General features: G+C 73.4%; 14 protein-coding genes. All 14 read left to right on the top strand.

The window, feature by feature from the left end; translation table 11 throughout:
* The coding region (gene fliD / locus CJ226_RS01465; protein ID WP_257996437.1) for a flagellar filament capping protein FliD at positions 1-978 on the top strand (978 nt) is incomplete at its 5' end.
* 2 nt (positions 979-980) lie between these two features.
* On the top strand, positions 981-1,367 hold the full coding sequence (gene fliS, locus CJ226_RS01460) for a flagellar export chaperone FliS (RefSeq protein ID WP_102208107.1): 387 nt from the start codon (positions 981-983) through the stop codon (positions 1,365-1,367).
* Positions 1,364-1,660 (top strand): hypothetical protein, encoded by a 297-nt coding sequence (locus tag CJ226_RS01455; protein ID WP_062635827.1) that lies wholly within the window; start codon positions 1,364-1,366, stop codon positions 1,658-1,660. Before fliS ends, CJ226_RS01455 begins: the two co-directional genes overlap by 4 nt.
* A 112-nt stretch (positions 1,661-1,772) precedes the next feature.
* The gene (gene flgB / locus CJ226_RS01450; protein WP_025104347.1) at positions 1,773-2,114 is read left to right on the top strand and encodes a flagellar basal body rod protein FlgB; all 342 of its coding nucleotides are present in this window, start codon (positions 1,773-1,775) and stop codon (positions 2,112-2,114) included.
* Entirely contained in the window at positions 2,111-2,506 is a 396-nt protein-coding gene (locus CJ226_RS01445) for a flagellar basal body rod protein FlgC (protein WP_025104348.1), read from the top strand. Before flgB ends, CJ226_RS01445 begins: the two co-directional genes overlap by 4 nt.
* 41 nt (positions 2,507-2,547) lie before the next feature.
* Positions 2,548-2,808 carry a flagellar hook-basal body complex protein FliE gene (fliE, locus tag CJ226_RS01440; protein ID WP_102208393.1) on the top strand — a complete coding sequence of 87 codons (261 nt, stop codon included), beginning with the start codon at positions 2,548-2,550 and terminating at the stop codon, positions 2,806-2,808.
* On the top strand, positions 2,808-4,430 hold the full coding sequence (gene fliF, locus CJ226_RS01435) for a flagellar basal-body MS-ring/collar protein FliF (protein ID WP_062635824.1): 1,623 nt from the start codon (positions 2,808-2,810) through the stop codon (positions 4,428-4,430). The genes fliE and fliF overlap by 1 nt, the downstream gene beginning before the upstream one ends.
* Entirely contained in the window at positions 4,427-5,431 is a 1,005-nt protein-coding gene (gene fliG / locus CJ226_RS01430; protein WP_062635821.1) for a flagellar motor switch protein FliG, read from the top strand. Before fliF ends, fliG begins: the two co-directional genes overlap by 4 nt.
* On the top strand, positions 5,421-6,029 hold the full coding sequence (locus CJ226_RS01425) for a FliH/SctL family protein (RefSeq protein ID WP_102208106.1): 609 nt from the start codon (positions 5,421-5,423) through the stop codon (positions 6,027-6,029). The genes fliG and CJ226_RS01425 overlap by 11 nt, the downstream gene beginning before the upstream one ends.
* A complete protein-coding gene (locus CJ226_RS01420) occupies positions 6,026-7,318 on the top strand; it encodes a FliI/YscN family ATPase (protein ID WP_062635817.1) in 1,293 nt (430 codons plus the stop codon). Before CJ226_RS01425 ends, CJ226_RS01420 begins: the two co-directional genes overlap by 4 nt.
* A complete protein-coding gene (locus CJ226_RS01415) occupies positions 7,315-7,737 on the top strand; it encodes a hypothetical protein (RefSeq protein ID WP_025104354.1) in 423 nt (140 codons plus the stop codon). Before CJ226_RS01420 ends, CJ226_RS01415 begins: the two co-directional genes overlap by 4 nt.
* Positions 7,734-9,098, top strand: coding sequence for a flagellar hook-length control protein FliK (locus CJ226_RS01410; protein WP_102208105.1), 1,365 nt, complete (start codon positions 7,734-7,736; stop codon positions 9,096-9,098). The genes CJ226_RS01415 and CJ226_RS01410 overlap by 4 nt, the downstream gene beginning before the upstream one ends.
* 14 nt (positions 9,099-9,112) lie before the next feature.
* Positions 9,113-9,571 (top strand): flagellar hook assembly protein FlgD, encoded by a 459-nt coding sequence (locus tag CJ226_RS01405; RefSeq protein WP_025104356.1) that lies wholly within the window; start codon positions 9,113-9,115, stop codon positions 9,569-9,571.
* Between the two features lie 25 nt (positions 9,572-9,596).
* The coding region (locus CJ226_RS01400) for a flagellar hook protein FlgE (protein WP_102208104.1) at positions 9,597-10,630 on the top strand (1,034 nt) is incomplete at its 3' end.

Genomic DNA, 10,630 nt, shown 5'->3' with positions numbered 1-10,630 from the left:
TCGACGTCGATGCAGGACATCGCCCAGGCCATCAACGACGCCGACACCGGTGTCCTCGCCACGGCCGTCCCCGCCGGCAAGGATGCCGACGGCACCCCCGTCTACCGCCTGCAGCTCCGGGCCGAGGAGTCCGGAGAGGCGGGTCGCTTCCGCGTCTACGCGGGCGACCTCGCCGCGGTGGCCGCCGGCACCGCCACGGACGTGTCCACGGAGCCGGGCGCCGCCGTCATCGCCACGGGCACGGATGCACAGCTGCGCCTCTGGGCCGGCACGGCGGCCGAACAGGTCATCACCTCGTCCGGCAACACGTTCACCGATCTCTTCGAGGGCGTCGACGTCACGGTCTCCACCGTCTCGACGACCCCTGTCACGGTCACCGTCGCCGTCGACGGCGAGGCCAGGACCAAGGCCTCCGGCGAGTTCATCGCCCTCCTCACCGACATCTTCACCCGCATCGACAACGGCTCGAAGGCGACGGTCGCCGCGGGACAGGGCGAGAAGACGACACTCGGCGTCTTCACCGGCGACAGCACCATCCGCGGTCTGCGGACGGCCCTCGCCGACGCCGTGCAGCACCCCGTGGACGGCGTCTCACCCTCCACGATCGGCATCTCGACCGACATGTACGGCAAGCTCACGTTCGACGAGGAGAAGTTCTCCGAGGCGCTGGCGAAGGACCCCGCGGCCGTCGGCGCGCTCTTCTCCGCGGTCGCGGCACGCGTGGAGCAGACGGCGACCTCGTACTCCGACAAGTACGACGGGCTGCTCACCTCGCGGATCACGGGTCAGGAGAGCGAGGTCAAGAGCCTCGGCGAGCAGATGGAGCGCTGGGACGTGCGCCTCGCGCAGCGCAAGGCGTCGCTGGAGCGCACGTACGCGCGCCTCGAGGTGATGCTGTCGCAGATGCAGTCGCAGTCGTCGTACCTCGCCTCCCAGATCAACGCGCTGCCGAGCAGCCGCTCCGGGTCGGACTCGTGAGCATGAACGCCGCCCTGCGTGCCCAGCAGCGGTACCGCGAGGACGCCATCCTGTCCGCCCCGCCGGAGCGCCTGGTCACGATGCTCTACGACCGGCTCCTGCTCGACATCGAACGGGCCGAGACGGCGCAGCGGGCGGCCGACTGGACCGAGGCCAACACCCAGCTCCTGCACGCGCAGGCGATCGTGGCCGAGCTGTCGTCGTCCCTCACCGACGACTGGAGCGGCAGCGCCGGGCTGCGCTCGCTGTACGTCTTCCTCTCGCAGACGCTGATCGGCGCCAACATCGGCCGTGATCCGGAGCGCACGCATGCCTGCCGCGAGCTCGTCGTGCCGCTGCGCGACGCCTGGCACGCCGCCGCCCTGGCCGTCGCGGAGGTCCGCGCATGACGGACGAGGACTGGGCCGCTCTGCTCGACCGGCTCGAAGCGGACGCCGACCGGATCCTGGCCGCGCCGGCGGGAGCCGTCGAGGTGCACGACATCATCCCCTGGGCGCCGCCGTCCTCCCCGCTCCCCCCGCACCTGGCCGATCGCGCCCGCGCGGTGATCGACCGGCAGCACGCCGCCATGGAGCGCGCCCGCTCGGAGCTCGAGGGGCTGCGGCAGCACCTCGGCGCCGTCCGGCGGGTGCCGGCGCCCCGCTCCCCCGATGCCCCCGCCTACCTCGACGTGGACGGGTGAGGAGCCCTCCTAACGAAACCGCACGGACGGCCGACAGTCTCCCGAGAGCACGGATGGCTCGCAAGACTCGGCCAGGGAACGGCCACTTCACCCACACACGGGGAGCCGGTTCGTGTTCGACTCTGTGACCATCACCGCACTGACCAGTGCGCTGAACGGCCTCTCGCTGCGCCAGCGAGCCATCGCCGACAACATCGCCAACATCAACACCCCCGACTACCACGCCAAGCGCGTGCAGTTCGAGGCCGCGCTCGCCGACTCGATCGCCGCCGGTGACGGGGACGTGTCCGCCACGGTCGGGACATCGCTCGAGCCGACGCGGCTGAACGGCAACAACGTGAACCTCGACACCGAGACCCTGTCCAGCATCGACACCATGCTCCGCTATCAGTTCGCGACGCAGGCCGTGAACGGATCGTTCTCGTCGATGCGCACCGCGATGAGGACGTCATGACCTTCGACGCCATCGGGATCGCCGGCACGGGACTGACCGTGCACCGGAAGTGGCTCGACGCCATCAGCGACAACATCGCCAACATCAACACCGCGACGTCGACCGACGGCGCGGCGTTCCGGGCGCGCTACATCCTCGCGCAGACCAGCGACCAGTCCCCCGGGGTCTACGTCGCCGGGACCGTCCAGGGCGACGCGGAGGGCCGGCTCGTGCACCAGCCCGACCATCCGCTCGCCGACGCCGACGGCTACGTACGCTACCCCGACATCGACCTGGGAGACCAGATGAGCCAGCTGATCCTCGCGCAGCGCGGATACCAGGCGAGCGCGGCCATCGTGGACCGTGCCCGCACCTCCTACGAGGCCGCGCTGCAGATCGGGCGGAACGCGTGAGCGCCGTGGCCGGCATCGAGGCCGTCGCCTCGTCCCTCGGCATGACCACCTCGCCCGTGACGGGCGCCAAGACCGGCGACGACACGGCCTTCGCCAACAGCGTCACCGGAGCGATCGACGAGCTGCGCTCGCTGCAGTCCGAGTCCGACGCCCTGAAGGTCGCGGCCGTGACCGGCGACCTCGACGACATCCACGCCGCGATGATCGCCTCCTCGCGCGCCGCTGTCACGCTCGAACTCGTCGCCGCCGTCCGCAACAAGGGCGTCGACGCGTTCAACGAGATCATGCGGATGCAGGCCTGATGCCCCCGGCAGTGACCGGGGCGTTCCAGCGGATGCGGCGGGTGATCGCCGGATTCTCGCTCGCGCAGCGGACCATCGCCATCATCGGCATCGCCGTGCTCGCGCTCGGCATCATCGCCCTGTCCAGCTGGCTCACCCGCCCCACGTACACACCGCTGTTCTCGGGGCTGAACGCCACGGACGCGAACGCCGTCGTGGAGCAGCTGCGCTCCGCCTCCGTCCCCTACGAGCTCGCCGACGGCGGCGCCACCGTGCTCGTCCCGGAGAAGGACGTCTACGACCAGCGGCTCGCCGCCGCCTCCGCCGGACTGCCGAGCGCCGGATCGGCCGGGTACTCGCTGCTCGACGACATGGGCGTCACCACGAGCGAGTTCCAGCAGTCGGTCACCTACAAGCGCGCGATCGAGGGCGAGCTCGCCGCCACGATCTCCGCGATCGACGGCGTCTCCGCGGCCTCCGTGCAGCTCGCGATCCCCGAGGAGAGCGTCTTCGTGTCGGAGACCGTCGACGCGACGGCCTCCGTGTTCGTGGAGACCGCCGGACGCACGACGCTCGACCAGAAGCAGGTCGAGGCCATCGTGCACCTCACCTCGGCCGCCGTCAGCGGCATGAAGCCGGAGAACGTGGCCGTCGTCGACCAGACCGGGCGGACGCTGTCGACCGTGGGTGGCGGGGCCACCGGCGGCCTCGATCAGCAGGCGAGCGACTACGAGGCCCGCGTGGCCGCGAGCGTGCAGCAGATGCTGGACACCGTGGTCGGCCCGGGCAACGCGACCGTGACGGTGGTCGCCGAGATCGACCGCTCCGTGAACGAACGCGTCGAGGAGACCTACACCCCGGCCGAGGGCGCACCACCTCTCACCGAAGAGGTCCGCGAGCAGAACAGCAACGGCTCCACCTCCGAGGCCGGGGTCCTGGGTCCGGACAACATCGCCGTGCCGAACGGGAACGGAGACGGCACCTACCGGTCCTCCGAGGAGACGCGCACCAACGCGGTGAACAAGGCCACGGAAAGCACGTCCACCCCCGCCGGAAACCTGCTGCGGCAGTCGGTGTCGGTCGCCGTGGACGCCGGCGCGGGCGGAGACCTCAGCTCCGCGCAGCTCAGCGACCTCGTCGCCACCGCGGCCGGCATCGACCGCACCCGCGGCGACGAACTCGCCGTCGAGCTCGTCGCGTTCAGCCAGACGGACGCCGAGGCCGCCCAGGCCGCGCTGCAGGCGGCGAAGGAGGCCGAAGAGGGCGCCCGTCAGGCCGCGCTCCTGAACACCGTCATCATCGCCGCCGCCATCGCCATCCCGCTCATCGCCGCGATCGCCGCGCTGATCATCCGGTCCCGACGGAAGGCGGCGGGCGTGGAGGAGTTCGACCAGCTCTTCGGTGACCGGCCCGCCGAGCTCGCCGCGCTCTCCGCCGACGCGCCGACGGCCGTGCTGGAGGCTCCGACCACCCCGCTCGCCTTCCTCGAGCCGGTGCCGGATCTCGACCCGGACCCCGAGCCCGAGCCCGCGCAGATCAGCCTCGAGCGCCGCCGTGCCGAGATCGACGCCCTCACCCGGCAGGACCCGCAGCGCACGGCCGAGCTGCTGCGCACCCTCATCGACGACAGGTCACGGGCATGAGCGGACTCACCGATCGGCAGACGGCCGCCATCGTCCTCATGAACCTCGACCGTGCGCAGGCCGTCGAGGTCATGAAGCATCTCTCGGAGACCGAGGCCGAGGCCGTCGCCGCCGAGATCATCGGGCTGCAGGACCTCGATGCGGAGACGACCGCCCAGGCGCTGGGACAGTTCCATCGCATCGCGGCCGGGCACCTGCCCCCGGCCCGCGGCGGGCGCGACATCGCCGCCGGGCTCCTGGAGGCCTCCTTCGGGTCGGAGCGGGCGGCCGCCGTGCTCGGCCGCGTCGGCTCCACGTCGATGAGCGCCTCGTTCGACTTCCTCGCCTCGGCCGACGCCGCCCATCTCGCCACGCTCCTGGACGGCGAGCTGCCGCAGACCGTCGCACTCGTGCTCGCGCACCTCCCCGCCGATCAGGCCGCCGCCGTGCTCGCCGCGCTGCCCGACCCCGCCCGGACCGACGTCGCGCAGGCCATCGCCACCATGGGCACCGCCTCCCAGGAGGCCATCGCCATCGTCGCCGACGCCCTCAAGGCGCGGACCGGCAGCCTCGCGTCGCGGGACAGCCCCGAGGTGCTCGGCGGCGTCGAGCCGCTCGTGGAGATCATCGGCCGCTCGGGGGCCACCATCGAGAAGGCCCTGCTGGCGAGCATCGAGGACCGCGACAGCGCCCTCGCGGAGGACATCCGCTCGCGCATGTTCACGTTCGCGGACATCGTCAAGCTCGACGACCGGGACACCCAGCGCGTGCTGCGGGGCATGGACATCCGGTCGCTGGCGCTGGCCCTCAAGGGCGCCCAGCAGCCGATCGTCGATCTCATCCGCCGCAACGTGTCCGAGCGCAACCGCGAGAACCTCGACGAGGAGGCCAGGACGCTGGGCCCCGTGCGCGTCTCCCAGGTCGAGGAGGCGCGGGCCGAGATCGTCCGCACGATCCGGGCGCTGGAGGCCGCCGGAGACATCACCGTGCAGCGGGCCGACGAGGACGAGTATGTCTACTGACGCCTTCGCCCCCGCCGCGTTCCCCCGGCTCGGCGGCTCGGACCACCGCGGGGAGCAGGAGCGCGCGCGCCGCCGCGGGTACGCCGAGGGCCACGCCGCGGGCTTCCGGGCGGGCACGGCCGACGTCGAAGCCGCGCACCGCGCCGCCGCGGCCGAGCAGGCGGAGCGGGAGCGCCATCGCGCCGAGGAGATGGCCGCCGCGGTGGCGGCCCTGCACGCCGCGGCACGCTCCCTGGCGGAGCGGGAGGCGGAGCTGGAGGCCGCCGCGACGTCGCAGGTGCTCGCCCACGCGATCGACCTCGCGGAGCTCCTCCTCGCGGCCGAGCTGAGCGATGCGGGCACCGCGGCGGCCGCTGCGGCCCGCCGCGCCCTGAGCGCGACCGCGCCGGCCGCGGTACGCAGCCTCCGCGTCCATCCGGAGGATCTCCGGCTCCTCGCCGCCGAGACGGGAGACGACCTCGCCGCGTTCCCGCTCGTCGCCGACGACACCCTCGCCCGCGGCGACGCCGTGGCCGTGCTCGCGCACGGCGTCATCGACGCGCGGGTCGGGACGGCGTTCGAGCGTGCGCGCCGCGCCCTCGCGGAGGGCACGTCGTGAGCTCCTGGGCGGCGGTGCTCGAGGCGGCGCGGCCGGAGCGCATCGGCGAGGTCTCCCAGGTGCGCGGACTCAGCGTGCAGGTGCGCGGGCTCGACGGCGCCATCGGGGACGTGGTGACGCTCGACGGCATCGACGCCGAGGTCGTGGCGACGGGCGAAGACGGGCTGCGCTGCATGCCGCTCGCCCCGGTCGCCGGACTCACCGTCGGCGCCCCGGTGCGCGGCCGGGGCGGCCCGGTGCGCGTTCCCACCGGACGCGCGCTGCTGGGCCGGGTCCTGGACGGCCTCGGGCGTCCCATTGACGGCAAGGGTCCGCTCGCGGCGCCGCAGGTGAGCCTGGATCATGACACCCCCTCGATCATGGAGCGCGATCGCATCGACACCCCGCTCCCCCTCGGCGTGCGCGCGCTCGACACCCTCGTCAGCGTCGGCCGCGGTCAGCGCGTCGGGCTCTTCGCGGGATCGGGCGTGGGCAAGTCCTCGCTGCTGTCGATGATCGCCCGCGGCACCGAGGCCGAGGTCACCGTCATCGCCCTCGTCGGCGAGCGGGGTCGCGAGGTGCGCGAGTTCATCGAGGACGACCTGGGCCCGGAGGGACTCGCCCGCTCGGTCGTCGTCGTCTCCACCTCGGATCAGCCGGCGATGGCCCGCATCCGCGCCGCCTTCACCGCCACCCGGATCGCGGAGGCCTTCCGCGACGACGGGGCGCACGCGATCCTCATGATGGACTCGCTGACCCGCGTCGCCATGGCCCAGCGCGAGATCGGGCTCTCCGCGGGCGAGCCGCCGGCCACCCGCGGCTACCCGCCCTCCACCTTCTCGCTCCTCGCCGGACTGCTGGAACGCGCCGGCACCGACCGCACCGGCTCCATCACGGGCATCTACACCGTGCTCGTCGACGGCGACGACCACAACGAGCCGATCGCCGACGCCGTCCGCTCCATCCTCGACGGCCACGTCGTGCTCGACCGCGCCCTCGCCCTCGCCGGTCACCACCCCGCCATCGACGTCCTCGGGTCCGTGTCCCGCGTGGCCGGCAAGATCACGAGCCGGGAGCGCCGCGGACAGGCGGCCACCCTCCGCGCCGTGCTCGCGGCCCGACGCCGGGCGAACGACCTCATCGACATCGGCGCCTACCACGCCGGCGCCGACGCCCGTATCGACGCGGCGATCGCCCACGAACGGCCGATCTCGGCGTTCCTCACCCAGCCGCTCGACGAGACGAGCGCGATCGACGACTCCTGGGCCCGGCTGGAGAGCCTCGTCTCCGCCTTCGAGGGGGTCTCATGAGCAGAGGGTTCTCGCTCGCCGGTCTCCTGCGCGTCCGGGAGATCCAGGAACGCGCCGCCGCGCAGCGTCTGTCGCGCGCGGTGATCGACGCGCAGCACACCGAGGCCAGGGACCGGGCCCTGCGCGCGCACCTGGCCGGCACGGACACGGAGGCCGTGGACGTCCGTGCGCTCGCGGCGCTCGCGGCGGCCCGGGTCTCCGGCCGGGCGCTGCTGGCCGACCTCACGACGCTGTCCGCCCTCCAGCAGGAGACGGTCGCGGAGGCGCGGTCCGCGCACGCCGACGCTCGGCGCACGCTGCGCGGCCTCGAGCGTCTCGCGGACGGCCACGCCGAGGCGGTACGCGCCGCCGACCTGCACGCCGAGCAGGCGGAGCTGGACGAGATCGCCTCCCGCTCCCGGACGGAGGGCTCGGCATGACCGCTCTCGACCTCCTCGCCGCGCTGGACGTGCGCCCTCCGCGCTCCGCAGCCCCGGCCGGCCGCGGCGGCGCCCCCGGAGCCGCCGCCTTCGCCGACGCCGTGCGCGATGCCGCGCGGGAGACGGAGCCGGCCGGCCCCGCGTCGCCCGAGGACCCCGCGACCGACGCGGCCACCGGGAGCGACGGCACCGCGGCCGTTCCCGCCGACGGAGCCGTCGTCACGCCGCTTCCGCTCCCGGCCCCGTCGCCCTCGGGGTCGGTGGTCGCGCCGCCCGCGATCCCGACTGTCGTTCCGCCGGACGCCGGCCCGACGGCGGTTCCGACGCCGCCCGAGGGAGAGCAGACTCCGGCGACTCCGTATCCGGCACCTCCGTCTCCGGCGGGTCCGGCCATCTCCGGCACCGACGCGCTCCCCCTGCCCGCCGTCAAGTCCGCCTCCTCCGCGGCGACGCCTCCTCGTGCGGAGGCGGTGCCCACGGCGTCCGCCATGGCACCGGTCGACGCCGGAGCGGTCCGGTCGGCCCCCGCTCTCGCGTCGTCGACGCCATCGACCGCGCCTCCGACGACCGGAGCGGTCGTGCCGTCTCCGCCCTCCTCGTCCATCGAGGCAGCGGCCGGCGCGCGTACCGGCGAGGACGGCGGGACGAGCGCAGGATCGGACGGCAGGACGTCCCGCCTCGCCGGCCCGGCGCCGGACGGAGCGACGGCCGCGCTCGCGCTCCCGACCGAGGCCACGACCGTCCCGGAGACCCCTCCGGTGCTCGCGACGCCCTCCGTCCCGGTGCCGTCCGCCGCCACCCCCGCAGGTCCGACCGCCGTCGACCCGGTCGCGGCCGGGTCCACGCCCGCGCCGAGCCCCGTCGCCGCCACGGCCACCGCTCCCGTCGCGCCGCCGAGCGCTGTCCCCACGCCGGTCCGACCGGCTCTGCTCCCCCAGGTGGCGGTGCCGGTGCTGTCCCTGGCCCAGGCCCCCGACGGCGATCATCGGATCACGCTCACCGTCTCGCCGGAGAACCTCGGTCCCGTCACCGTGCGGGCCCACATTGCCGGTTCCACCCTCCGCATCGAGCTGCAGGCCCCGAGCGAGATCGGCAGGGACGCCCTGCGCGCCCTCCTCGTCGATCTCCGCCGGGACCTCGCGGTCGCCGCGCCGCACGCCACCCTGAGCCTCAGCACCGGGGACGGCTCGTCCTCCTCGCCCCAGCACGGCGCGACGACGCACGGCCAGACCGAGAACGGCGACCCGGACACCCCGCGCCCGCCGACCACCCCGCGTCCCCCGGCCTCGGCGCCGACCGCTTCCCCGCTCCCGCCCGCACCGCCCGCCGCACCCACCGGCGGCATCGACGTCTACGCCTGATCAGAGAGGACTCCATGACCACGGTCGACTCCATCACCGGCACCCTGCCCCCGGGTGCCACGCCGACGTCCGGTGTGCAGACCGGCAGCACGACGCCGGCGACAGAGCGCAAGAAGACCCTCGACTCGGAGGTGTTCCTCAAGCTGCTCGTGACCCAGCTCACCAACCAGGATCCGAGCTCGCCGATGAACACCAACGAGATGATCTCCCAGACGACGCAGCTCGCCTCGATGGAACAGCTGACGGCGCTCGCGTCGACGAGCACCGAGAGCTTCGCCCTCAGCATGCGGCAGACCGCCGCCGCCCTCCTCGGACAGGAGGCGCAGTACGTCGACGCCGACGGCGTCACCCAGAAGGGCGTCGTCACCGCGGTCTCTTATGCGGGAGCCGTCCCCACCGTGACCATCGGCGAGAAGTCGATCCCCCTCGACGCGATCTCCGGCGTCTCCCTCGTCCCCGGCACCGCTGCCTGACCCCGCTCCCCAGAAAGGCACCACCATGCTCCGTTCCCTCTTCTCCGGAATCTCCGGACTCCGCTCGCACCAGACCATGCTCGACGTCACGGGCAACAACATCGCCAACGTCAACACGACCGGCTTCAAGGCGTCCTCCGTGCAATTCCAGGACTCGCTCTCCCAGCTCCTGCGCAACTCGATGCTGCCGCAGCAGGCGGCCGGCGGGCAGAACCCCGCCCAGGTCGGACTCGGCGTGCAGGTCGCCGGCATCAGCACCAACTTCGCCGGAGGAGCCCCGCAGCCGACCGGCGTCCCCACCGACCTGATGATCTCGGGTGACGGCTTCTTCGTCGTCCGCTCCGGCGGCGAGACCCTCTACACCCGCAACGGCGGCTTCACGTTCGACGCGAGCGGCCGTCTCGTCGGCGCCGGCGGAGCCCTCGTCCAGGGCTGGACCGCCAGCAACGGGGCCATCGTCCCCGGTCAGGGCATCGGGGACATCACCCTCCCCGTCGGTGCCCTCAGCCCCGCGGCCGCCACCACCACCGCGCGCGCCACCGGCAACCTGCCCTCCGGCGCCGCGGTCGGCGAGACGCTCGTGCGCGACATCAAGACCTACGGCGCCGACGGCTCCGCGTCCACCCTGCGGCTGACGTTCACGCGCAGCGCGACCGGGTGGGACGTCACCGACGGGGCGGGCGCGAGCACGGCACTGACCTTCACCGACGGGGTGCAGAACGGCGCCGGGAGCATCGTGTCGGGCGGCGTCACCGTCGACCTGTCCGGTGTGACCGGCTTCGCGGACGTCAGCGACATCGCGATCAAGGAGCAGAACGGCAAGCCGGCGGGCACGCTGAGCTCCTACGCCCTGACGAACGACGGCAGCCTCGTCGGCACCTTCAGCAACGGCGACACCCAGGTGCTGGCACGCATCGCGCTGGCCGGATTCGTGAACCCCGGCGGCCTGGAGAAGGTGGGCTCCTCGCAGTTCCGCCCGAGCGGCAACTCCGGTCAGGCCGAGCTCGGACAGCCCGGCACCGGCGGCCTCGGCGGCATCATCAGCGGCGCGCTCGAGAT

It is taken from the genome of Microbacterium sp. UMB0228 (genome assembly GCF_002871415.1).
In the GTDB taxonomy this organism is placed as follows: domain Bacteria; phylum Actinomycetota; class Actinomycetes; order Actinomycetales; family Microbacteriaceae; genus Microbacterium.
Note: the sequence above shows the minus strand (reverse complement) of the source record. Positions and strands in the feature narration are given on the sequence as shown.

Coding starts and splice junctions, on each gene's coding strand:
- CJ226_RS01415 (WP_025104354.1), top strand. CDS start 7,315: ATGAGCAGAGGGTTCTCGCTCGCCGGTCTCCTGCGCGTCCGGGAGATC.
- CJ226_RS01455 (WP_062635827.1), top strand. CDS start 1,364: ATGACGGACGAGGACTGGGCCGCTCTGCTCGACCGGCTCGAAGCGGAC.
- CJ226_RS01405 (WP_025104356.1), top strand. CDS start 9,113: ATGACCACGGTCGACTCCATCACCGGCACCCTGCCCCCGGGTGCCACG.
- fliS (WP_102208107.1), top strand. CDS start 981: ATGAACGCCGCCCTGCGTGCCCAGCAGCGGTACCGCGAGGACGCCATC.
- CJ226_RS01410 (WP_102208105.1), top strand. CDS start 7,734: ATGACCGCTCTCGACCTCCTCGCCGCGCTGGACGTGCGCCCTCCGCGC.
- CJ226_RS01445 (WP_025104348.1), top strand. CDS start 2,111: ATGACCTTCGACGCCATCGGGATCGCCGGCACGGGACTGACCGTGCAC.
- fliE (WP_102208393.1), top strand. CDS start 2,548: ATGACCACCTCGCCCGTGACGGGCGCCAAGACCGGCGACGACACGGCC.
- fliG (WP_062635821.1), top strand. CDS start 4,427: ATGAGCGGACTCACCGATCGGCAGACGGCCGCCATCGTCCTCATGAAC.
- fliF (WP_062635824.1), top strand. CDS start 2,808: ATGCCCCCGGCAGTGACCGGGGCGTTCCAGCGGATGCGGCGGGTGATC.
- CJ226_RS01425 (WP_102208106.1), top strand. CDS start 5,421: ATGTCTACTGACGCCTTCGCCCCCGCCGCGTTCCCCCGGCTCGGCGGC.